The sequence below is a fragment of the Corynebacterium glaucum genome (assembly GCF_030408855.1).
Lineage (GTDB): Bacteria > Actinomycetota > Actinomycetes > Mycobacteriales > Mycobacteriaceae > Corynebacterium > Corynebacterium glaucum.
This window is the reverse complement of sequence record NZ_CP047358.1, coordinates 114,368-135,749: the sequence shown is the minus strand read 5'-3', so window position 1 is coordinate 135,749 and position 21,382 is coordinate 114,368. Positions and strand designations below refer to the sequence as shown.

The 21,382-nt window shown below is 66.8% G+C and carries 20 protein-coding genes, 2 tRNA genes and 1 other RNA gene; 10 read left to right on the top strand and 13 right to left on the bottom strand.

What is annotated here, in order from left to right; genetic code table 11:
- The first annotated feature begins 1 nt into the window (after position 1).
- From CGLAUT_RS00655 to CGLAUT_RS00645, 3 genes are all read left to right on the top strand, one after another.
- The gene (locus tag CGLAUT_RS00655) at positions 2–1,282 is read left to right on the top strand and encodes a Mur ligase family protein (protein ID WP_290185665.1); all 1,281 of its coding nucleotides are present in this window, start codon (positions 2–4) and stop codon (positions 1,280–1,282) included.
- A complete protein-coding gene (locus tag CGLAUT_RS00650; RefSeq protein ID WP_095659025.1) occupies positions 1,275–2,081 on the top strand; it encodes a type 1 glutamine amidotransferase in 807 nt (268 codons plus the stop codon). The genes CGLAUT_RS00655 and CGLAUT_RS00650 overlap by 8 nt, the downstream gene beginning before the upstream one ends.
- A 69-nt stretch (positions 2,082–2,150) precedes the next feature.
- Positions 2,151–2,882, top strand: a complete 732-nt coding sequence (locus tag CGLAUT_RS00645; protein ID WP_095659024.1) for a cyclase family protein — start codon at positions 2,151–2,153, stop codon at positions 2,880–2,882.
- Here the strand turns inward: CGLAUT_RS00645 and recR are convergent.
- From recR to ffs, 6 genes are all read right to left on the bottom strand, one after another.
- Positions 2,879–3,505, bottom strand: coding sequence for a recombination mediator RecR (gene recR, locus CGLAUT_RS00640; protein WP_095659023.1), 627 nt, complete (start codon positions 3,503–3,505; stop codon positions 2,879–2,881). The genes CGLAUT_RS00645 and recR overlap by 4 nt on opposite strands.
- Before the next feature lie 105 nt (positions 3,506–3,610).
- Positions 3,611–3,970, bottom strand: coding sequence for a YbaB/EbfC family nucleoid-associated protein (locus CGLAUT_RS00635; protein WP_095659022.1), 360 nt, complete (start codon positions 3,968–3,970; stop codon positions 3,611–3,613).
- A gap of 59 nt (positions 3,971–4,029) precedes the next feature.
- Positions 4,030–6,708, bottom strand: a complete 2,679-nt coding sequence (locus CGLAUT_RS00630; RefSeq protein WP_290185662.1) for a DNA polymerase III subunit gamma and tau — start codon at positions 6,706–6,708, stop codon at positions 4,030–4,032.
- A 3-nt stretch (positions 6,709–6,711) separates the two neighbouring features.
- Positions 6,712–7,254 carry a hypothetical protein gene (locus tag CGLAUT_RS00625; RefSeq protein ID WP_290185660.1) on the bottom strand — a complete coding sequence of 181 codons (543 nt, stop codon included), beginning with the start codon at positions 7,252–7,254 and terminating at the stop codon, positions 6,712–6,714.
- Positions 7,251–8,510 (bottom strand): aspartate aminotransferase type Ic, encoded by a 1,260-nt coding sequence (locus tag CGLAUT_RS00620; protein WP_425551729.1) that lies wholly within the window; start codon positions 8,508–8,510, stop codon positions 7,251–7,253. The genes CGLAUT_RS00625 and CGLAUT_RS00620 overlap by 4 nt, the downstream gene beginning before the upstream one ends.
- A gap of 42 nt (positions 8,511–8,552) precedes the next feature.
- Positions 8,553–8,651, bottom strand: an RNA gene (gene ffs, locus CGLAUT_RS00615) — signal recognition particle sRNA small type.
- A 212-nt stretch (positions 8,652–8,863) separates the two neighbouring features.
- Between ffs and CGLAUT_RS00610 the strand changes: the two genes are divergently transcribed.
- From CGLAUT_RS00610 to CGLAUT_RS00590, 5 genes are all read left to right on the top strand, one after another.
- Positions 8,864–8,949, top strand: a tRNA-Ser gene (locus CGLAUT_RS00610).
- A gap of 93 nt (positions 8,950–9,042) precedes the next feature.
- The gene (locus tag CGLAUT_RS00605; RefSeq protein ID WP_290185656.1) at positions 9,043–10,434 is read left to right on the top strand and encodes a DUF6882 domain-containing protein; all 1,392 of its coding nucleotides are present in this window, start codon (positions 9,043–9,045) and stop codon (positions 10,432–10,434) included.
- A gap of 11 nt (positions 10,435–10,445) precedes the next feature.
- A complete protein-coding gene (locus CGLAUT_RS00600; protein ID WP_425551728.1) occupies positions 10,446–10,943 on the top strand; it encodes a ferritin in 498 nt (165 codons plus the stop codon).
- A gap of 4 nt (positions 10,944–10,947) precedes the next feature.
- Entirely contained in the window at positions 10,948–11,466 is a 519-nt protein-coding gene (locus CGLAUT_RS00595; protein ID WP_290185654.1) for a hypothetical protein, read from the top strand.
- A 107-nt stretch (positions 11,467–11,573) separates the two neighbouring features.
- Positions 11,574–13,292, top strand: coding sequence for an alkaline phosphatase D family protein (locus CGLAUT_RS00590; RefSeq protein ID WP_290185652.1), 1,719 nt, complete (start codon positions 11,574–11,576; stop codon positions 13,290–13,292).
- Here CGLAUT_RS00590 and gluQRS read toward each other — a convergent pair.
- Entirely contained in the window at positions 13,289–14,236 is a 948-nt protein-coding gene (gene gluQRS, locus CGLAUT_RS00585; RefSeq protein ID WP_290185650.1) for a tRNA glutamyl-Q(34) synthetase GluQRS, read from the bottom strand. The two genes, CGLAUT_RS00590 and gluQRS, sit on opposite strands and share 4 nt — an antisense overlap.
- A gap of 55 nt (positions 14,237–14,291) precedes the next feature.
- Between gluQRS and CGLAUT_RS00580 the strand changes: the two genes are divergently transcribed.
- The gene (locus CGLAUT_RS00580; protein WP_290185648.1) at positions 14,292–14,960 is read left to right on the top strand and encodes a queuosine precursor transporter; all 669 of its coding nucleotides are present in this window, start codon (positions 14,292–14,294) and stop codon (positions 14,958–14,960) included.
- Between the two features lie 46 nt (positions 14,961–15,006).
- On the opposite strand, the gene tgt is transcribed toward CGLAUT_RS00580, so the two are convergent.
- From tgt to CGLAUT_RS00550, 6 genes are all read right to left on the bottom strand, one after another.
- A complete protein-coding gene (gene tgt / locus CGLAUT_RS00575) occupies positions 15,007–16,284 on the bottom strand; it encodes a tRNA guanosine(34) transglycosylase Tgt (protein WP_290185646.1) in 1,278 nt (425 codons plus the stop codon).
- Complete coding sequence (locus tag CGLAUT_RS00570; RefSeq protein WP_290185644.1) at positions 16,281–18,725, bottom strand: MMPL family transporter; 2,445 nt, start codon at positions 18,723–18,725, stop codon at positions 16,281–16,283. Before CGLAUT_RS00570 ends, tgt begins: the two co-directional genes overlap by 4 nt.
- 130 nt (positions 18,726–18,855) lie before the next feature.
- Positions 18,856–18,943: transfer RNA gene (locus CGLAUT_RS00565), tRNA-Ser, on the bottom strand.
- 38 nt (positions 18,944–18,981) lie between these two features.
- Complete coding sequence (locus CGLAUT_RS00560; RefSeq protein ID WP_290185642.1) at positions 18,982–19,206, bottom strand: CsbD family protein; 225 nt, start codon at positions 19,204–19,206, stop codon at positions 18,982–18,984.
- Positions 19,207–19,286: 80 nt separating this feature from the next.
- On the bottom strand, positions 19,287–19,718 hold the full coding sequence (locus tag CGLAUT_RS00555) for a nucleoside deaminase (protein WP_095659009.1): 432 nt from the start codon (positions 19,716–19,718) through the stop codon (positions 19,287–19,289).
- Between the two features lie 58 nt (positions 19,719–19,776).
- A complete protein-coding gene (locus CGLAUT_RS00550) occupies positions 19,777–20,259 on the bottom strand; it encodes a tRNA adenosine deaminase-associated protein (protein ID WP_095660953.1) in 483 nt (160 codons plus the stop codon).
- A gap of 56 nt (positions 20,260–20,315) precedes the next feature.
- On the opposite strand from CGLAUT_RS00550, the gene CGLAUT_RS00545 reads away from it, so the two are divergent.
- Positions 20,316–21,371 (top strand): prephenate dehydrogenase, encoded by a 1,056-nt coding sequence (locus CGLAUT_RS00545; RefSeq protein ID WP_290185639.1) that lies wholly within the window; start codon positions 20,316–20,318, stop codon positions 21,369–21,371.
- The last annotated feature ends 11 nt before the right edge of the window (positions 21,372–21,382 follow it).

Here is a 21,382-nt window from a genome sequence, read left to right as displayed (position 1 = left end):
CATGACCGAGCAAGGACGTCTCGCCCGCATTCGATCTTCGCTAGCCGTGACCGCGGCGCGTGCCGCTACTGCCGCCTCGCGCGCGACCGGCCGCGGCGCTGGCGGCATGATCGGCGGCCTAGTTGCCGGCGCTATCGACCCGGACATCATGGATTCCCTGGGCCGCGGCCGCCCCGCGGTGCTGGTCACCGGCACCAACGGCAAGTCGACCACCACCCGGATGCTCGCCAGCGCAATGCGCACCACCCACACCGTGGCCACCAACGATGGTGGCGACAACATGGATGCCGGCATCATTTCGGCGCTTATGGCAGGTGGTGACGCCAGCCATATTGTCCTAGAGGTGGACGAGCTGCACGTGCCGGCCGTCGCCAAGCGTCTTGCTCCTGAAGCCCTGGTCCTGCTGAACCTTTCGCGCGACCAGCTTGACCGTGTGGGTGAGATCAACTCGATCGAGCGCGCGCTGCGCCAGGCCGTGATGGAGCATCCGGAGGCGACGATCGTTGCGAATTGCGATGATGTGCTGATCACCTCGTGTGCCTGGGACCACCCGAACGTGGTGTGGGTCGCGGCGGGCAGCGGCTGGGCCGGCGATTCGGTGACCAACCCGCGCTCCGGCGGCCACGTCGTGCGCACCGACGACGGCGACTGGTACGCGCTCGAGCCGCTTGTCGACGGCACCGACTTCCGCCGTCCCACCCCCGACTGGTGGGTCGATAACGACGGGCTCCACACCCCCGACGGCCAGACGGTCCCGCTCAGCTTGAAACTGCCGGGCCAGGCGAACCGCGGCAACGCCGCCCAGGCGATCGCGTGCGCCGTCGAGGCGTTCGGCGTGCCACTGGAGAAGGCGGTGGCCGCGGCGGAGGAGATCGACAACGTCGCCGGCCGCTACTCCACTGTGCACCTCGGCGACCACGAGATCCACCTCCTGCTGGCCAAGAACCCGGCCGGTTGGCAGGAGGCGCTTAGCATGCTGGACCGCGAAGCGGACGGCGTGGTCATCGGTGTGAACGCGCAGCAGGGCGACGGCGAGGATGTCTCCTGGCTGTGGGACGTCGCCTTCGAGGATTTCGGCGAGACGAAAGTCATCGCCGCCGGTGAGCGCGGCACCGATCTCGCGGTGCGCCTCCTCTACGCGGGCATTGACCACCAGCTCATCCACGACCCCGTTGACGCGATCCGCGCCTGCCCGCCGGGCCGCGTGGAGGTGCTCGCAAACTACACCGCGTTCCGCGACCTGAAGAAGGCGCTGACCAAGCAGGAGGATTACCGTGGCTAAGCCGACCCGCACGCTCACCATTGGCCTGATCCTGCCGGACATCCTGGGCACCTACGGCGACGACGGCAACGCGCTCGTCCTGCGCCAGCGTGCCCGCATGCGCGGCATCCGCGCCGAAGTCCGCAAAGTGACGCTCACCGACGAAATCCCCGCGGATTGCGACATCTACACCCTCGGCGGCGGCGAGGACTCCGCCCAGGTCATCGCAGCCGCGCGCCTCGCCGCTTCCCCAGGCCTGCAGGCCGCGGCCGCCGACGGCACCCCCATCTTTGCCGTCTGCGCCGGCATGCAGATCCTCGGCCACAGCTTCTTCGCGCACGGCACGGAGGCACAGGGCATTTCGCTTATCGACGCCACCACGCAGCCCCTTTCCAAACGCGCCATCGGGGAAATCGCGTCCAAACCCTCCCGCGTGGGCATCACCGCGGAGCTTACGGAGCCGCTCACCGGTTTCGAGAACCATATGGGCGCCACCACCCTGGGCCCCGACGCGCAGCCGCTGGCGACGGTCACCCGCGGCACCGGCAATGGCGCGAGCGCTGCCGTCCGTAACAACGGCGCAAGCGAAGGGGGCGAAAGGGGCGCAGAGGGCGCAACCAATAGCGCCACCAGTGGCACCCGGATCGAGGGCGTCGTGCAAGGCAGCGTCATTGCCACCTACATGCACGGCCCGGCGTTGGCCCGCAACCCGCAGCTCGCGGACCTGCTGCTCGCCAAGGCAATGGGCTGCACCATCGAAGATCTCGAGCCGCTCGAGCTGCCGACCATCGACCGGTTGCGCATGGAACGCCTGAACTAGCGGCGCGGGCGGTGGCGGTGCGCAGCGAAGGCAGCGCCGGTGGCGTCAACAGCGCTAGCATGCAGAAGCATGTACGTGCACTTGAGCCACATCCTTGAACCCAACGGCCCCGCCTACCCCGGCACCCCGAAACTCGAGACCACCCAACGCACGGTGATCGGTGAAGACGGCGATGCGAACAGCTTTCTCAGCACCCTGCCAAATCACTTCGGCACGCACATGGACGCGCCGCGCCACTTTGTTCCCGACGGCGTGACCATCGCAGAACTTGGCCCTGAACGGTTCAACTTTGACGGGGATGAGGTGCTGCTGGTGGACGTGCCGTCGAAAAGCAAGCCCAAATCGATCCTGACCGTTGAGGACATCGAACCCTACGCAAGCGAGTTTGACGGCATTCGGCTGCTGCTGATCCGGACCGGCTTCGAGCGCTACCGCAGCGAGAACCCGCAGGTCTACCAGGAGGAAGGGCCGTGCCTCGACCCGGAGCTGTGCAAATGGCTGGCGACGGAAACGCACGTGCAATGCATCGGGCTGGATTGGATTTCAGTCGGCGCGCCGTGGAACGACCTGGGCACCGAAGCGCACCGCCAGCTGCTGGGCGCGTACCGCGACAACTTCATCACCGCGATCGAGGACCTGTCGCTGGCGCCGGTCGGCGACAAGTGGATCGACTTTGTCACGCTTGGTCCGCTGCGGGTGGCGGGCGTGGATTCGTCGCAGGTCAGCGTGACGGCGTTCCTCAACGACATGGACTTTCTGATCGAGGACGCCGTGGACGAAGCGACTGAGGGCGGGTTCTAGAGCTTCAACCGGCCGCTGAGGGCGCGGGAGAGCGTGAGTTCGTCGACAAACTCCAAGTCCCCGCCCAGCGGCATGCCGGATGCGAGGCGCGAAACGGTGAGATCCGGGAAGTCCTTGAGCAGCCGGGCGATGTAGGACGCGGTCGCCTCGCCTTCGGTGTCCGGGTCAGTGGCGAGGATGACCTCCGCGATCTCCGGGATTTCCCCGTCCGCGAGGTCCGGTTGCACCCCGCCGATGCGCTGCAGCAGCGACGCAATCGCCAGGTCCTTCGGCCCGATGTTCGCCAGCGGGTCCAACGCACCGCCGAGCACGTGGTAGCGGCCGCTGAACTCGCCGGTGCGTTCAATGACCTGGATGTCCTTCGCATCCTCCACCACGCACACTAGCGACTTGTCGCGCCCGGAATCCGCGCAGATGCGGCACACCTCTTCGCGCGAGACGTTGTTGCAGATGCGGCAGAACGTCACACCGTCACGCACCGCTTCAAGCGCCGCGCGCAACCGGTCGATGTCGTCCGGCTCGGTCTGCAGCAGGTGGAACGCGATGCGCTGCGCCGACTTCGGGCCGACACCGGGCAGACGCGAGAACTCATCGATGAGGTCTTGCAGCGGGCCTTCAAACATCGCGCTCCTTTGAGGGGTGTGCAGGGTGCCCAGGGTTACTGGTGCATAAAGAAAACGCCCGGCGCGTGGCCAGGCGCGTTGAGGCAGTGAAGTTCGGGGCAGCGCCTAGATGATGCCGCCGAACGGCACCTCGCCCGGGCCAGCCTGCGGGCCACCGGCAGCGCCGGTCAGCGGGCCGATCTTCTCCTGCGCGAGCTGGCCAGCCTTGGTGTGCGCGTCGCGGTACGCAGCCAGGATCAGGTCCTGCAGTGTCTCAACATCCTCCGGGTCGACAGCCTCCGGTTTGATCTTCAGCTCGGTGATCTCGGCACCGCCGGTCATGGTCACGGAGACCAGCTCGCCGCCGGCGGTACCAACCACGGTGGTGTTCAGCAGCTCTTGCTGCGCCTGCTGCAGCGCCGCCTGCACCTCAGCGGCCTGACGGATCAGTTCCTGCATATCTGCCGGCATGTTTGGCTGGGTCATGGTGGGATCCACCCTTTCTTTATCGCTAATACAACCTCTGCCCAGTGTACCCGCTTGCTCTACAGCGGTTTCGCGCCGAGCTCGCTCGCCAGCAGCTCCATCGCCACCTGCGTCGCGTCGCGGCGATCGCGCTCCCCTTCCTCGGCTTCAGCCTGGTCAGCCATGTCGCGCTCCTCGTCCTCTTGGGAGTAGGGCTTTGCTTCGCTTATCGACGCCCCACCGCTCCCCCCTTCATCCCCATTCCAGGGGTCGTACGGGGGTTCGTCGTCAATGGGCTCCGGTGGGGGCGGGATTTCTTCACTGTCCCGCTTTGCTTTAGCCGCGGCTTGCTGGCTGGCTGCCTGCGCCGCTGCTTGGGCTGCCGACCGCCAGTCGTTGGGCGCGGGTGACTTCGCCGGTGCAGGTGCCGGCGCAGGGTCGTCAGGCTGATCCGCGCCCTCCGCGTCACCCGAGTTGGCCGCAGCATTCCCGCCGCGCGCAGTGCGCCCACCGCTCTCAGTGCGCCCGGCGACTTCGGGTTTGCCCGGGTTCCACACTGCCTTGCGCTCGGGCGCGCGGACGTTCGCGGCGGCCGGATCAGTGCCGACCACACACCGCACCCCAATCTGCGCACCCAGCTTCTCCGAGAGCACCGCGACGATGTCTGCGTTGTTGTTTTCGGCGTTGATGCGGCCCGCCAGCGCCCCAGTGTTGTGGCCGAGCACCAAGGTCGCGCCGTCAAAGCCGAGCGGGCGTGCCTCGGTGAGCATGATCTCGGCGACCTTGTTCCGCGCGCCCACCGACTGACGAAGCGTCGTCCAATCCCGCTCTATGCGGTGGAACAGCGCATCCCCATCGAACTCGCCGACATCCCCGGTCGCTTCTCCCACATCTGCACCCGCATCCTGAGCAGCCGGGGCCTCGGTCGCGGAAGGCGCCTCCGTGGATTCTCCGCCGGTGGATTCTCCGTCAGTGGATGCTTCGCCTGTGGATGCTTCGCCTGTGGTCGCGGTCTCGTCAGCTGGAGCCATGTTCTCCGCCGCAGCCGCGCCGTCAGCTGTTTGCGGAGTGTGTTCGACATCTCCGAGCTCCTCGCTGGGTGCCGATGCAGGCGACTGCGCGGGTGTCGGTTCAGCCCGATCCGGTGTCGGAGCGTCCTTGTAGGTGTCGTCGATCGCTTGAGCCCGATCGTCGGGCTCGGCTTGCCCTCCCGACTCGGCGTGCGTTGCCAGCTCGGCGTGCGTTGCCAGCTCGGCGTGCGTTGCTGGCTCTGCGGGTGCGGCAGGCGCGACCGGTGGAGTCATCGCCGGGGCGGGCGCGGGCTCAGAACGGGACGGTTCCGGCGCGGGAGGTTGCCCCGGCTCGAAGTCGGGCTGCGGCTCCGGTTCCGGTTCCGGTGTGGGTTTCGCCGCCGTCGATGTGGCTGGCGCGGTCTGCTGCGGCAGTGCGGTCTGCTGCGGCGCCTGAGCGGCGGGTGTTGAAGAACTGCGCACCCCGCGACCTGCGGCCGCTGCAGCCGCTGCCGCCGCAGCGGCGGCCGCCGCCCCGCCTGAGCCGCGAGTGACTGCGGAGCCGGAATGGGTGGCGGTGCCAGCGGAAGAGCTGACAGCGGGAGAGCTGACAGCGGCCCCGGTCGCGCTGGTGTCGGCGCCGGCGCCGGCGCCCGAGGGGAGCGTAAGCAGGTGGGCCATCATCACCTCGAGCAGCAGCCGCGGCGAGGTCGCGCCGCGTAGATCGGAGACGCGGTCGTTGACCTCGGTCGCCAGATCTGCGAGCTGAGCGGGGCTAAAACGCGCGGCTTCAGCGCGCAGGATTTCGGCGCGGTCGACGGGGGCGTCGACAAGGCCTTGCCCGAACGCATCTGGCACGGTGCGGATGATCAGCAAGTCACGCAGTCGATCCAACAGGTCGGTGGCAAAACGGCGCGGCTCGTGGCCGGACTCCATGACGGCGTCAATGGTGTGGAAGGTGGCGGAAGCGTCGCCGTCGGCGATCGCGTCCACTGCCGCGTCCAACAGCGACAGGTCCGTCACACCCAACAGCGGCAGCGCCAGCTCGTAGGTCAGTCCGTCCGCCCCCGCGCCGGAAAGCAGTTGGTCCAGGATCGACAGCGTGTCGCGCGGCGACCCGCCGCCAGCGCGAATCACCAGCGGGTGGACGTTCTCGTCGACGTACACGCCCTCCTCCGCCACCACGCGCTCGAGCAGCTCGCGCATCGCGGCCGGCGCCAGCAGGCGGAACGGGTAGTTGTGCGTGCGCGAACGGATCGTGCCCAGGATCTTCTCCGGCTCGGTCGTCGCGAACACAAAGATCAGGTGCTCCGGCGGCTCCTCCACAATCTTCAGCAGCGCGTTGTTGCCGGCGGCGGAGATCATGTGCGCCTCGTCGATGATGAACACGCGGTAGCGCGAATCCGCCGGCGCGAACATCGCACGCTCGCGCAGCTCACGCATGTCGTCCACACCGCCGTGCGATGCCGCGTCCAACTCCATCACGTCCAGGTTGCCCGGCCCGCCCGGCGCCAGCGCCACGCACGACGCGCACACCCCGCACGGCGTCGACGTCGGCCCCTCCACACAGTTCAGCGACCGCGCCAGAATGCGCGCCGACGACGTCTTGCCGCACCCGCGCGGCCCCGAAAACAGGTACGCATGCGCGATCCGGCCGTTATCCAGCGCTGTCGACAGCGGGCGTGTCACCTGCTCCTGGCCAACCAGCTCGCCAAACGTCGCCGGCCGATACTTCCTGTACAGCGCCACCTATTAGCCCCTGAACCAATCCGTAATGTCCACGCTGCGCCGCCGCAGCTGCTGCTTCAAAATCTCCACGCCCTGCTCAGACGCAATCCGATACTCCGTATCCGTCAGCGCCACCAGCTCCAGCAGCACGGTCAGCTTCCCCTCCTCAGGGTGCACGGGCGTGCCCTTGTAAAACAGGTCCGGCTCGCGCAAGAACCCGTGCCCCACGGTCGCGCCCGGCGGCAGCTCGACATTGGAAAACAGGTTCTCCAAAAGCACCCCAGGCTGCGCAGGAATCCCGAAGGAGTTGATGATCCGGGTCGCTTCAATTGCGGTTTGCGCGAGCAATTGCTTATCGACGCCACCTTTGACCGCCAATTCACACCCCACGAGTGTGCTCGGATCCGCCTCCAGGCGGAGCCCAGTATCAACCGTGGAGAACCCGACCGTCACAGCAACGGGGAGGTCTTGGTGTGTGCTGGTGGCGACGGCGGAGTCGTCGACAAGCGAAAGCTCAATGCCCGGGAAAATGGTGTCGATCCATGCAAGGAGCTCGTTACCTGTCACTGGGCACCTCGGTGCTCGATGGCGGCGAGAAGCACGCAGGTGGCGACGCCGTCCATCGCCTCGGTGACCTCGTCCAGCGGCGGCAGCGACGGGGCAAGCCGGATGTTGCGGTTGTCCGGGTCGGTGCCGTGCGGGAACGCGGAGCCGGCCTTGGTGAGGTTGATGCCCGCCTCTTTCGCCAGCTCCCACACGCGGGTCGCGGTACCGGGCACGACGTCGAGGGAGATGAAGTAGCCGCCCTTCGGCTCGGTCCACTCCGCGACGCCGTAGCCGCCGAGCCGCTCGCCCAGAATGCCGATCACGGCCTCGAACTTCGGCGCCAGCGAGCCGGCGTGCTTGCGCATCAGCGCACGCGCCCCTTCCGCGTCGCCGAACAGCGCGGCGTGCGCAAGCTGGTTCTCCTTGTTCGGTCCGATGCCGCGCACGCCCGCGATCGAGCGGTACCAGTCGAGGTTCTCCTTCGACGACGCGAAAAACGCCACACCCGCGCCCGCGTGCGTGATCTTGGACGTCGAGCTCATGTACCAGAAACGGTTCGGGTTGCCCTTCTCCGCCGCGATTTCGATGACGTTCGGGTTCTCCGGCAGTTCGTCGGTGAACGCGTGCACCGCGTAGGCGTTGTCCCACACGATGCGGAAGTCCGGCGCGCCGGTCTCCATCGCCGCGAGGCGCTCAGCCGTCTCGCGAGAGTAGGTCACGCCGGTGGGGTTGGAGAAGATCGGCACGCACCACATACCCTTCACGTTCGGGTCGCGTGCAAGGTCTTCGACGACGTCCATGTCAGGGCCGTCGGCAAGCATTGGGACGTTGACCATCTCGAACCCGAACTGTTCGGTGATGGTGAAGTGGCGGTCGTAGCCCGGCACCGGGCAGAGCCACTTCGCACCCGGCTCCTTGCTCCACGGCTGCGGCGAGTCGTTCGTGCCGAACGCGAACGCGAAGGAGATGAGGTCGAACATGATGTTCAGCGAGGACGCGTCGCCGGCGATGAGGTTCTCCGCGTCGACGCCGATAAGCTCCGCCCACAGCTCGCGGATGTCCACGATGCCGTCGACCCCGCCGTAGTTGCGCACGTCCACGCCGTCTTTCGCGCGGTAGTTGTCCGTCCCGGGCAGCGCGAGCAAATCCTGGGAGAAGTCCAGCTGCTCGCTCGACGGCTTGCCGCGGGTGAGGTCCAAGTTCAGGTTCTTCGCCTTCAGCTCGGCGTACCGTTCGCGGACGTCTTTGGCCAACGCCTCACATTCCTGCGGGTTCATCTCGTTTAAAGGGGTAGCCATGATGCTCAATCGTACCCGTGAATACAAAGGGGACCCCACGCACCTGCCAGAGCTCGCTGACCCTTGCTGCGTTCCCGCCCTGGGGGAGTTCACAAGATAAGCACCGCGTGGGATCCTGGCCCTCACTGTAGCCGGATCGCCCAGGTGGCACAAAAAGGGGCCGCCAGTTGCCGCATGCTTATCGACGGCCCCACGCCCCCCTCTGTCACGCTGTACCTTCTCGCTGGCGCACACCGTGTCTTGCCGTTTTGTGGCTCGCGGTGGCAATGCACTACAGTATTGCCAGCGATGCAATCGGCGCCGCTTTTCAAGCGGTGCTGCACGTGTCAGCTGGAGGATTCGACTAGCGGCCTATGTCACACGCCTGGAACGCGTGCGGGTAGCAATACCCTCGTGGGTTCAAATCCCACATCCTCCGCAAAATTCGAAACAGGCCCCGCACACTTGGGCCCCCGGTTTTGGTGACCGGCCCGGTGCGGGGCCTGTTTTGTTTCCCGCTACGCTGACACGCATGAGTTTTGCGCCTGGCTACCCTGCGCCGTCGCCCGCGCTGCTGCGCGAGGGCCGCTTGTCCCTATTTACCCGGTTCCTGGCGGCGTCGAACTTCTACGGGCGCCTCGCGCAACCGGTGAACTACCGGGTGGTGCACCAATATGGCCCGACACCGGGCGGCGACATCGCGATCAACCTGCAGGTGACAAGCTCGGTCGGCGTCAGCGAGATCCACCCGGGCATCATCGTGGCGACCATCAGCGGCGGCCATATCCGACTTGTCTCGCAGAACCAGGCCGGCTCCAACGGCAACCCGATCCCCGAGTTCACCCGCCCGGCGCCGTTCCAGGAACCGCTGGCCACGCCATTTCTTCAGGCGCTGCAGACGCGCCACGGCGGCAACCCGATCATCGTGCTGCCCAACACGCTGCCGAACACGCTGCCGAACACGCTGCCGAACATCCATGCCGAGCAGCTGGTCATCGTGGTTCTGCCGAACCTGATGAAGACCGGTGAGCCGGTGGGCTCCGTGGTGCGCCGCACTATCGCGCACACGGTCATGCCGCCGAACGCGGACGAGCTGGAGGCGGTGAGCACGCTGGCCAAGCAACTCGGCGAGCACCTCGTGGGCTCCCAGACCGTCGCCCCGGGAATGCATGAGCTGCGCTTGAGCGACGGCTCGCTGATCGAAGTGCTCAACCGCCCCGGCGCCGGCCCGGCAGGAGCGCACGCGTCGGCAGTGATGAGCGCCCGGCGCGACACCGAAGAAAACGAACCCATCCGGGTGACCAACGAGTCGTGGTTCATGTTCAACGAGCACCGCGCGTACTGCAATAGCATCATCGCCGGCATCACCTTCTCGGATGATTTGCGTCAGGCGGAGGTGAGGTTCGTTGATGGGGGCGTCGATAAGCTTGTGCCGCAAATTGCCGGCTACCTGCTGCCGAATGGGACCTTCCGGTGGGGCTGGACGTACGACCAGGGCCAGCCGAACCCTTCCCTGGAGTTCATCCGGGGTGTGCACGACATGGGCGTGCGCGAGCGCATCGTATCGCTGACGCGCGGGGAGCTACCGACCGTGGTGCTCGAGCAGTACCAGCTCATGCCGTACATCGCGCACATGCAGCGCGGCACGCACCTGTACTACCTCAACCTGCCTGGCGGTGAGACCGCAGTGATTGTGCTGCACTCGCCGCGGTTCAACCTGCCGCCAATCACCGTGCCCGGCGTGCGCGCGGCCCTGGCAGCCCCGCCGCTGCCGCCGCGCGTGGACGTGCACCGCGCGCTGCGCGCCTACGCACACCACCGCCAGCTGACCCTAAGCAAGAGCAGCAAACGCCCCAGCCTGACCCTGCCGAGCGGTGAGGTGGTGCAGCTCAGCGTCACCGGGGGCCAGGTCGCGGTGCTGTAAAATCCGGGCACATGATTGATCCCCGCCTCAAAGAAGCCATCACCCAGCAGGTCACCGAGGAATACGCCGCCGCCTACGTGTACCGCTACCTGGCCAACGAGATGGACGCGCTGTCCTTCCCGGGCCTGTGCGCGTGGTTCACCGCGCAGGCGCAGGAGGAAACGGAGCACGCGCAGAAGTTTGCCAAGCACCTCATCGACCGCGGCGAGCGCGTGCAGCCGCGCACGATTGCGATCGACGCGCCGGAGATCAGCGGCCCGCTCGACGCGTTCCGCGCCGCGCTCGTGCACGAGCAGAAGGTTTCGGAGCAGATCCGCGAAATCACCCGCATCGCGGACGAGGTCGGCGACTTAGAGTCCCGCGCGCTGCTCAACTGGTTCCTCAACGAGCAGATCGAAGAGGAAGCCACGGTCGGAGAGATCGTCGATCAGCTTCAGCTCGTCGGTTCCGACGGTTCGGGGCTTCTGCGTATCGACGCCGCCCTGTCCACCCGCACCACGCTCTCCTAGCGCCTTGCGTGGATTCCTCGAAGCTGCGGCGCTGGCGGCGGCTGGGATCGCCATCTGCATCACGCTGAGTGCCACGCTGGCCGGGTGTGGCGGATTCGGGGATGGGGATGGGGATGGCGGTGAAGTGGCCGTCGATAAGCGACCTGGGGCTGGGGCCTCTGCCCTTGCCGACAGTGACCCCGAGCGGCGGGCCGCTGACCGCGACCACCCCGATCTGATTCCGCCCGGCACCTACTTTTACCGCGAGGACGAGGCGAGCGACCTGGATACGGTGCGGGTCACGGTGAACGAGAACTGGTGCAATTTCACCTACTCGCCGGGCGGAGCGCAGGTGTTTACCACCGCGTGCACGCTGCTGCCGGAGCGGCAGCAAGCGATTGTGGCCGGCGACGTCTACGACCGCGACGGGGAGCTGATGGCGGCCGACGGGGAGTTCCTGTTTGCCTACGAGAACGCGACCTCTGCGGGGTTTGAACTGCACGTCAATGAAGACGAATACGTGCGCCTCAACCGCCGCGGGTAAACCGCCCGCTTGAATTAGGTAAACAACGGCCAAACACGCGGCGAAACCTGCACCAACTTTGTGTCCTGCACTCGCGCTCCAAGCATGAGTGTCCGACCATATGGGGCGTGAGACGAAGCGAGGCCGCCGCAACGAGCCGTTCCGTATCCCGTCGTAACTTCCTCCGCACCGCTGCGGTCACTTCTGGCACCGTCGGCGCGGGCTTCGCCGCGCAGGCGTGGGCGCAAAGCTCCCAGCCCGCGCCGTCGGCCTCCCCGCTCGCGGAACCCGAGCTGCCGCCGCTGCCGTTCGTGCACGGCGTCGCCTCCGGCGACCCGCTGCCGGATTCGGTGGTGCTGTGGACGCGCGTGACCCCGGACGATGCCGCGTGGCCCGGCTCCGGTGGCGGCGCCCCGACCCCGGTGCGCTGGGACGTGGCGACCGACCCGGAGTTTCTCACGATTGTGCAGCACGGCGAGTCCTTGTCACACCCTGATGCCGACCATACGGTGCACATCGACGTGCACGGGCTGGCGGCGGACAGCGTCTACTTCTACCGCTTCGTGGTCACCGACGGCCCGCACGCCGGCGCGACCTCGCCGACCGGCCGCACCAAGACTGCGCCCGCGCCCGGCGCGCCCGTGAAACGCCAGCGCTGGGCAGTCGCGTCCTGCGCGAACTACGAGGCCGGCTTCTTCTCCGCCTACGCCGACATGGCAGAGCGCGGCTGGGCCGGCGACATCGACCTGACCGTCTTCCTCGGCGACTACATCTACGAGTACGCCCAGTACGGGTACTCCGGCTTCGGCCCGGTGCGCCTGCACCACCCGGCGCACGAGATCGTGTCGCTGGCCGACTACCGCACCCGCTACGGCCGCTACCGCACCGACCAAGCGCTGAAGAACGCGCACGCGGCGATGCCGTGGATCGTGGTGTGGGACGACCACGAGGTGGCCAACAACAACTGGCGCGACGGCGCGGACAACCACGACGCGTCGGAAGGCGATTTCTACGCCCGCCGCGACGCCGCGATCCGCGCCTACTACGAGTGGATGCCGGTGCGCACCACCCAGACTAGCACCGAGGGCCACATCTACCGCACGTTCACGTTCGGCGACCTCGTCGAGCTCACGGTCATGGACCTGCGCACCTACCGCGACGTCGAGTTCTGGCGCGGCGGCTCACGCCAGCCCGGCGACGCCCGCACCATGCTCGGCTCGGAGCAGTACAACTGGCTCATCAACACGCTGGAGCGCTCGAAGACCAAATGGAATGCCCTGGGCAACTCGGTGATGTTCTCGCCAATGCGCCTCGGCACCGTCATGCAGAACCCGGCGACCCGCCCGATCGCGAAGGCGTTGAGCTCCAACATCCTCTCCTCTCAGGCCGACATCCCCGCGATCGATGAGCTCCCCCTCAACGGTGACCAGTGGGACGGCTACGACAGCGAGCGCCGCCGCCTCCTGGATGCCCTCGGCCGCCTGGGCAAGAACCCGATCTTCCTCACCGGCGACATCCACACCGAGTGGAGCCACACCATCCCCTACGGCGACACCCAGATCGGCTGCGAGGTGGTGTGCTCTTCCATCACCGCCCCGAACGTCACCGATTCGCTCGGTCTCCCCGCCGGCCACCCGCTGATGCGCACCGCCACCGGCTACATGTTCGCCGCGAACCCGAACCTGCGCCACTGCGCGCTGGACACGCACGGCTACACCATTGTCACCATCGCGGATGCGGACGTGTTCATGGAGTGGCTGCGCGTCGACGATATCCTCGCCCCCCTCTCTCCCGTCCGCACTGCGGCCATGCTGAACTGGCGCAAGGGCGTCGGCTTCACGGCCTAGGCCGAGCCAAACACGTACGGCTCCCGCGGCAAGGCCAGCGGGTCGAAGCTCTTCAGCAGGTTCGTCGCCCCAGGGCACCCAAGAGAAGCAGCAAGCTTATCGACGGCCCGTTGCACGCCCTCCCCACCAGCCACCTCGCCGGCCATTTCGCCGGCCATTTCGCCGGCCATTTCCCGCAGCGTGACCGCGCCGTAGCGCTTCGCCAGGCGTTTGCCCTCGGCGTTGACCACCAGCGGCACGTGTACGTACTCCGGCTGCTGGTAGCCAAGCAGGTGCGCCAGGTACGCCTGGGCGGGCGCCGAGGCGAGCAGGTCGTCGCCGCGGACGACTTGGTCGATGCCGAAGTCGCCGTCGTCGACAACCACGGCCAAGTTGTACGCCCAATCCCCCGCCTGCGCCTGGTTCAAGTTGCCGCCGCGGCGCAGGATCACGTCGTCGACCGCGCCGGTGTACTCGCCGTGGTAGAAATCCGACACCGTCCACTCCCGCGCTTCAGCCCGCAGGCGGATGGCCGGCAGGCGACCTTCTGCGGATAGTTCGAGGCGTCGTAAAGCGCGATGCTCCTCCGAGAGATCGCGGCACGTGCCCGGGTACATGCCTGGCTGGGCATGGGGCGCGGAGGCGGCCTCGCGGATGTCGCGGCGGGTGCAGTAGCACTCGTAGGTGGGCAGCTGCGCGAGCGCGGCGGCGTAGGCGGCGGAGCGGTCGGACTGGTAGATCACCGGCTCGTCCCACTCAATGCCAATCACCGCGAGGTCCTCCAGCTGGCGGCGCGCGGACTCGACGGAGCTGCGTTCGGAGTCGATGTCCTCGACGCGCATGTAGAACGCGCGGCCGGTCTGGCGGGCGAACAGCCACGCGAGCAGCGCCGTGCGCAGGTTGCCGAAGTGGAGGTCGCCGCTGGGGCTCGGCGCGTAGCGGCCCGCGCCGCGGTGGTCATTCACAAGGATCCGCCTTTCCAGCCAGTAACAAGCATGCGTCTAGTCAGTTCTGCGTGCCATGATATTGCGCGTGACTCACCCCGTTTCCCGCTCGCCGTTTTCGTACCTGCTCACGTTCTTCTGCGCGGTGTTCCTCATCTCGAACATCACGGCGCAAAAGGGCGTGACGCTCGGCCCGCTGATCACCGACGGCGCCTTCTTTCTCTTCCCCATCTCCTACGTCATCGGTGACGTCATCGCCGAGGTCTACGGGTTCAAGACCGCGCGCCGCGCCGTGTTCACCGGTTTCGGCGTCGCGGTGCTGGCAGTGCTGACGTTCTATGTCGCGATCTGGCTGCCAGCCGCAGATTTCTACGACATGCAGGAGCCGTTCGCAGCGGTGCTTGGGCTCTTGCCGCGCATCGTGGTGGCGTCGCTCGCGGGCTACGTCGTCGGCCAGCTGCTCAACGCGTGGGTGTTGCAGAAGATGAAGGACCGTCTCGGCCGCGGCAATCTATGGGCGCGCCTGATCGGCTCCACCATCGTCGGCGAGTTCGCCGACACGCTGCTGTTCTGCTCCATCGCCGCCGGCGTCATCGGCATCACCACCGCCGGCGAGTTCGTGAACTACGTCGCCGTCGGCTTCTTCTGGAAGACGATCATGGAGGTCGTGCTCCTGCCGATCACCTACCCCACCATCGCGTGGGTGCGCCGGCAGGAGGAGCAGCTCAGCGCCACCACGGCCTAAGGGCTTTTGCTTGTCGACGCCCCCGGGATGCCCTGAATCAGGCCGTTTACCCCAGGCCGCGACGCTGAGTCTTGGCCCCCGCGTAGTAGCGCCCCATGAATTCGTCGCGGTACGCCTCGTAGTCGCCGGCGTCGATGGCGCGGCGGATGTTGTCCACCAGGCGCACCATGAACTCCAGGTTGTGGATCGTGCACAGCGTGCCGGCGAGGAACTCCTTCGCTTTGAGCAGGTGGTGGATGTAGGCGCGCGAGTAGTTCTGGCTGACGTAGCCACCGAACTCCTCATCGATACCGGCGAAGTCGCGCTTGAAGCGCGCGCCGGTGAGGTTCATGCGCCCGTCGAGGGTGTACACGCCGCCGCGGCGCGCGAGCCGGGTCGGCGCGACGCAGTCGAAGGTGTCGGCTCCAGCCTCGACCGCGGTGAAGATGTCGTCAGGCTCGGAGATGCCGAGCAGGTGCCGCGGCTTGTCCACGGGAAGCTCATCGGTCACCCACCCCACGATGGTGCCCAGGTTCTCTTTCTCCAGCGCACCGCCGATCCCGAACCCGCCGAAACCCCGCTTGCCCTCGGCGCGAGCTTGCTCGTCCAGCTCAAGCAAGCTGCGCGCCGCTTGTCGACGAAGATCCTCGTACTGCGCTCCCTGCACCACGCCCCAGAGCGACTGTTCCGGGCGATCCGGGTGGGTCACTTTGCGCTCGCGTGTGAGCCGGTCATGATCGTCGAGGCACCGCTTCGCCCAGCGGCGGGTGCGCTCCACGGAGTGCTCCTGGTACTGGCGCGTATCCACCAGCGTGGTCAGCTCGTCAAATGCGAAGATGATGTCCGCGCCGAGCTGGTGCTGGATCTGCATCGACTTTTCCGGGGTGAAGCGGTGGGAGGAGCCGTCGATAAAAGACTTGAAGTCGACACCGTCGTCGTCCACGCGGGCCATGCGGTCCTTGTTCGCCGCGCGGATGTCGGCGTCGGTGAGCCCCGCGACATCCATGGCCAGCACCTTCTGGAAGCCGACACCCTGGCTCATCACCTGGAAGCCGCCCGAATCGGTGTAGGTCGGCCCATTCCAGTTCTCAAACGCTGCCACGCCACCTGCCTCATCCACGATGTCGGCGCCGGGCTGCAGGTAGAGGTGGTAGGCGTTGGACAAGATCGCCTGGGCTTCGGTGAGGCGGATCTGCTCCGGCGTAAGTGTCTTGACCGTGGCTTTGGTGGCCACGGGGATGAAGGCTGGCGTGTGAATATCGCCGTGGGGGGTGTGGATCGTCCCTGTGCGACCGTGTTTGCCGGGGGCGTCGTAAAGCTCTTTGCTCAATGTGAACGCGGTCATGCGGGCTGCAACTCCTGGTGATTCTGGTGATCCTGGTGATCCTCGAACTGCTCCTCAAGCTCTGTGCCCTCAACGTCGACTTCCGGCAGGATGCGGTCCAGCCACTTGGGCATCCACCAGGTGGAGCGGCCGAGGAGAAACATGGTGGCGGGGACGAGGCCCATGCGGATGAAAAACGCATCGAAGAAGACCGCGACGCCGAGCGCGAAGCCGAAGATCTGAATGAACGGCAACGGCTGGTTGATAAACGCAATGAACACCGCGATCATGATGATCGCCGCCGCCGTGACCACACGTGCGCCCTGGCGGAAGCCCTCGACGGTGGCCTCCTCGACGGCGCGAAGCTCTGCGTCTGATTCGGCGCCATCCTGGCCGCCATCCTGGCCGCGGAGCTTGAGGTAGTGCTCGCGCATGCGGGTAACCAGGAAGACCTGGTAATCCATGGCGAGGCCGAAGGTCACGCCGATCATGAAGATGGGCAGGAACGACAGGATCGGACCTGGGGTGTTGACCAAGCCGAAGAGGCCCTCCTGCCAGACCAGGACCGTGAAGCCGAAGGCCGCGCCGACCGACAGGAGGAAGCCGAGGCCGGCGACAAGCGGGACCATGATGGAGCGGAAGACAACCATGAGCAGGATGATCGCGAGGCCGACGACGATGCCCAGGTAGAGCGGCATAGCCTCAGCAAGTTCTTCGGTGATGTCCATCTGGACCGCGGTCAGGCCGGTCAGGCCGATGGTCACACCGGTGGCATCCTCGACCTGGAGGTTGTTCTCTCGCAGGCCGTGGGCGATGTCGAGGGTATACGGGTCATCGGGGGCGCCATCCGGGGTGGCAAGGATCTGGGCGGCGGTGAAGTCGTCGTTGACCGAGATGATCTGGGCGTGCACCACGCCGTTCACGGAGTTCGCCTGACCGACGGTGTAGAGGAACGACGCGAGCGCAGCCTGCTCGGCGCGCCCGCCCGCCTGCTCCTCCGGGATGGCAGCCATGTACGGCTGGAGGATCTCGGCATCAGGGTTCACACCGTGCGCATCGACGACGATCAGCAGCGGCGCGTTGACACCCGGCCCGAAGCCTTCGGCCAAGAGGTCGGCGGCCTTGCGCTGAGTGGTGTCCTTGTTGGAGTTGGTGTCGGCGGGCAGCGCCATCTCGAGGCCCAGCACCGGGTAGGACATCGCGCCCAGGCCTAGCACCACCACGGCCATGACTACGGCCGGGAAGCGGCGCACGAAGTTCACCCACGAGCGGCCCATAGAGCGCTTATCCAGGTCCTTCGCCGGACGGTCGCCAGGACCGGGGTGGCCGGCCACGCCCGGGATCTTGCCGGCGAACGCCTTGTCACTCCACACACCGAGCAGGGCGGGCAGCATCGTCAGCGCCACCAGCACCGAGACAAACACAGTGAACGCCGCGGCGATGCCCATCCACGACAAGAACTCGATGCCGGCCAACACCAGCGCGACCAGCGCCACAAACACGGTGGTACCAGCAAACACCACCGAGGAACCAGCGGTGCCCACCGCCATGCCGGCCGCCTCGGGCCCCGGCAGCGACGCCCGCTCCTGCCTAAAGCGCGACAGAATGAACAGCGCGTAGTCGATGCCCACGGCCAAGCCGATCATCACAGCCAGCACCGGGGTCACATCGTTCAGGTCGACCCAGTGGGTGGTGGTCAGCACCGCCATCGCACCGATGCCCACTCCAACTACCGCAGTAATGATGGGCATTGTCGACGCCGCAAGCGACCCAAACGTCACCAGCAGCACCAAAAACGCGATGCCGATGCCGATCAGCTCGGAGGTGGTGTTGACCTCGATCGGGTCGCCGAAACCGGCACCGCCCGCCTCCACTTCAAGGCCCGCGGCGCGCCCGATCTCCATCGCGTCGCGCACGACTTGGCGCTCTTCGTCGGTGACCACGAAGTTCGATTCGGCACCGAACTCGAACGTGGTGTAGCCGATGCGCGCGTCGTCGGAAAGCATGCGCACGTTGTAGGCATCCTTTTGCGCCGCTTCCTCCGGCAGGCCGAGTTCGGTCATCTGCTCCACGAGCATGCGCTGCAGCTCGGCGCTCACCGTCACCGGGTTGCCGAAGCGGTCGGTGCCGCGGATGTCAGGGAGGTTGTCTTCGATGTACGCCACTGTTTCATCTATGGCGGCCATGTAGGCGTCGTTAGTGAGCTGCTCCCCTTCCGGCGCGGCGAACACCAGGTTCACGCCTGGCGCCGTGGCCACATCGCCCTCGCCCGGGAAGTTGCTGTCCAGCGTGTCCAGCGCCTCAATCGCCGGCGTGCCGGAGATGGCGAACTCGGAGGTGAACGGCCGCATCAGCGACACCGCCGCACCCGCCGACGCCACCAGGATGATCAGCCACGCAACAATCACGCGCCACTTGTGCAGGTACGACCAGCGTCCCAGCTTGTACAGCAGTTTCGCCACAAAGATCCTTCACGTTTGGCCACGTTTGGCACCGGCAAGTTACCCGGCCCATCCTATCCGCCGCGCGCCCGATCCCGAATTGGCAAACAAAAACCGGCGCCCGCCCCGCGATGGGGGTGGCGCCGGAATCTGGCGGTAGCGGCGGGATTTGAACCCGCGGAGGTTTTACCCTCACTCGCTTTCGAGGCGAGTACCTTCGGCCGCTCGGACACGCTACCGCTAGCTACAGTAACGGTTGCGTCTCCGGTGAGCCAAATTAGCGCTCGTCAGCCTCGTGCTCTTCGCGCTTGTCCTCGACCTTGCCAGCAACCTCGTTGAACTTGTCCTTCACAGCGTCGCCAGCGTCGGACAGGCCTTCCTTGATGTTGCCCGCCAGGTTGTCGGCCTTGCCCTCGTTCTCGAGGGACTCGTTGCCGGTCAGGTTGCCAGCGGCTTCCTTTGCCTTGCCCTTGAGCTGGTCGCCCTTGCCTTCGAATGCCATGGTGTTCTCCTTTTTGTTCGAACTGGTACTAACCACACCGAGTGTAGGCCCAATCACACTTCGCGACTATAACGATTCTGTCACGGCCTCAAACGGCCGAAGAACTCGCTCATCAGCGCAGCGGTCTCCGCCTCAAGCACGCCCCCGCGCACCTCAACCTGGTGCAGGTGGTGCGGGTCGCGCAGCGCGTCCAGCACCGACCCCACCGCCCCGGTCTTCGGCTCGTACGCCCCGAACACCAACGATCGCACCCTCGCACCCAAGATCGCTCCCGCGCACATCGTGCACGGCTCCAGGGTTACCACCAGCTCGCAGCCGTCCAGCCGCCAGGAGCCCAGGGTCGCCGCGGCTTGCCGGATCGCTTCCACCTCAGCGTGGGCTGTCGGATCGCAGTTTGCTTCTCGACGATTCACCCCACGCCCTACCACCTCCCCACCGGGAGCGAACACAATCGCGCCCACCGGCACGTCCTCGGCCGGTGTGCCGCGTGCCAGCTCGATGGCATCGTGCATGCGCGTTTCGGCGGCGCGCCGCCCTGCGTCAGGCAGGGCCGCGTCGGGCAGGGCCGCGCTACTCGAGGGTGTCCGCGAGTGCATCGGCGAAGCCGAGCTCGGTGGCGATGGTTTCGGCCAGCTCGTCGGGCGCGGGGTCGTCGTCAAGCAAAATGCTCAACCTTTCCTCCGAGAGACCGAGGTCTTCGAAGATGGCGAAGTCGCCCTCGGCCCAGCCGTCGACATCGTCGAGCTCGTCGGGGTCGATGTCGGGGACGTCCGCGCCGATTTCTTCGAGGATGTCGGCGGCGAAGTCGTCGTCAACCGCCATGGTGGCGTCGGAGATGAGCAGGCGGATGCGGCTCGGGCCCGGGCGGACGATGACCAGGTAGTCCTCCTCGACGTTGAGGATCGCGAACGCCGCGCCCTCGCTGCGCAACGCGCGCACTGCGGTGACGGAGGTGGCGAGGTCGGTGAAGTCGTCGTCGAACTCGCGCACCACCCACGCGCCGCCCGCTTGGGCGACCGTGACCGCGTATCCGTCCTGGAAGTCCTGGCTCATGGTCACACAGCGTAGTCCCAGCCGGGCGGTTGTGTGGTGGGGTTAGACTTTGGCGAATGAACCATCTGGGAAGCGAACTGGGAAGCGTCTGCATCATCGGCAACGGCCTGATCGGCGGTTCGCTCTTGCGCGACCTCGCCGCCCGTGGCGTGCGGGTCTTCGGCTCCACTCACTCTGAAGCCGCGGCAGCACGAGCGGTTGCGGAAGGGTTCGAGGTAAGCAGTTCGCTTATCGACGTCCTGTCGCGCGCCGAATCCGAACTCGCCCTGATCGTGGTGGCAGTGCCGTTTGATGCGGTGGCGTCGGTGTTGGACGCGATCGCCGAGCACGCGCCGTCGTGCGGGGTGACCGACGTGGTGTCGGTGAAGGCGCCGGTGCAGGAACTGGTGGCGCAGCGCGGGATGCGCGAGCGGTACGTGGGCGGCCACCCGATGGCCGGCACCGCGGAATCCGGATGGGCCGCCACGCAGACCGGACTCTTCCAAGGAGCGGCGTGGGTGGTTGCGTACGACTACGCACGCGAGTGTGCGGAGGCTGGTCCGAGCGCAGGTCAAGGCGCAGGTGGGCGCGTGCCCGACTCGTGGGTGCGGGTGTTCGGCCAGGTGTGCCGGATGGTGGCGCTGGTGGGCGCCGAGGCGGTGCCGGTGACCGCGCGCAAGCACGACGAGACGGTGGCGCGGATCTCGCACCTGCCGCACGTAATTGCCGAGGCGCTCGCGGTCACCGGCGACCGGGGCGGCCCGATGGCGCAGTCGCTGGCGGCCGGGTCCTTCGCAGGCGCAACCCGGGTCGCAGGTACGCGGCCGGCGCTAGTGGGCAATATGTGCGAGACTAACGCCACACCGCTCGTCGAGGTCCTCGACGAATACATCGCCTTGCTCAACGACGCCCGCGCTACCCTTGCAGGCAACCCGCCGTCCATGCAGGCGCTAGCGGAGGCAGGCCACACCGCGCATGAGCGGATGTCGGCACGCTCCGGGGCGCGTCGCGAATCGGTGTCGCCGGTGGCAGTGTCCTCGCGCCCGGTGATGCGGGTCCACCCCGGAGCCCCAGGGTGGGTGGCCCAGCTCGAGCAGATCGAGGCGCTGGGCGGGCGCGTCGAGGTCTTCTAGGGGTGGTTTAG

Excerpts from the sequence above, each read along its gene's own strand:
- CGLAUT_RS00655 (WP_290185665.1), top strand. The coding sequence starts at position 2 with ATGACCGAGCAAGGACGTCTCGCCCGCATTCGATCTTCGCTAGCCGTG.
- CGLAUT_RS00645 (WP_095659024.1), top strand. The coding sequence starts at position 2,151 with ATGTACGTGCACTTGAGCCACATCCTTGAACCCAACGGCCCCGCCTAC.
- recR (WP_095659023.1), bottom strand. The coding sequence starts at position 3,505 with ATGTTTGAAGGCCCGCTGCAAGACCTCATCGATGAGTTCTCGCGTCTG.
- CGLAUT_RS00635 (WP_095659022.1), bottom strand. The coding sequence starts at position 3,970 with ATGACCCAGCCAAACATGCCGGCAGATATGCAGGAACTGATCCGTCAG.
- CGLAUT_RS00620 (WP_425551729.1), bottom strand. The coding sequence starts at position 8,510 with ATGAACCCGCAGGAATGTGAGGCGTTGGCCAAAGACGTCCGCGAACGG.
- CGLAUT_RS00605 (WP_290185656.1), top strand. The coding sequence starts at position 9,043 with ATGAGTTTTGCGCCTGGCTACCCTGCGCCGTCGCCCGCGCTGCTGCGC.
- CGLAUT_RS00600 (WP_425551728.1), top strand. The coding sequence starts at position 10,446 with ATGATTGATCCCCGCCTCAAAGAAGCCATCACCCAGCAGGTCACCGAG.
- CGLAUT_RS00580 (WP_290185648.1), top strand. The coding sequence starts at position 14,292 with ATGATATTGCGCGTGACTCACCCCGTTTCCCGCTCGCCGTTTTCGTAC.
- tgt (WP_290185646.1), bottom strand. The coding sequence starts at position 16,284 with ATGACCGCGTTCACATTGAGCAAAGAGCTTTACGACGCCCCCGGCAAA.
- CGLAUT_RS00560 (WP_290185642.1), bottom strand. The coding sequence starts at position 19,206 with ATGGCATTCGAAGGCAAGGGCGACCAGCTCAAGGGCAAGGCAAAGGAA.
- CGLAUT_RS00555 (WP_095659009.1), bottom strand. The coding sequence starts at position 19,718 with ATGCACGATGCCATCGAGCTGGCACGCGGCACACCGGCCGAGGACGTG.
- CGLAUT_RS00550 (WP_095660953.1), bottom strand. The coding sequence starts at position 20,259 with ATGAGCCAGGACTTCCAGGACGGATACGCGGTCACGGTCGCCCAAGCG.
- CGLAUT_RS00545 (WP_290185639.1), top strand. The coding sequence starts at position 20,316 with ATGAACCATCTGGGAAGCGAACTGGGAAGCGTCTGCATCATCGGCAAC.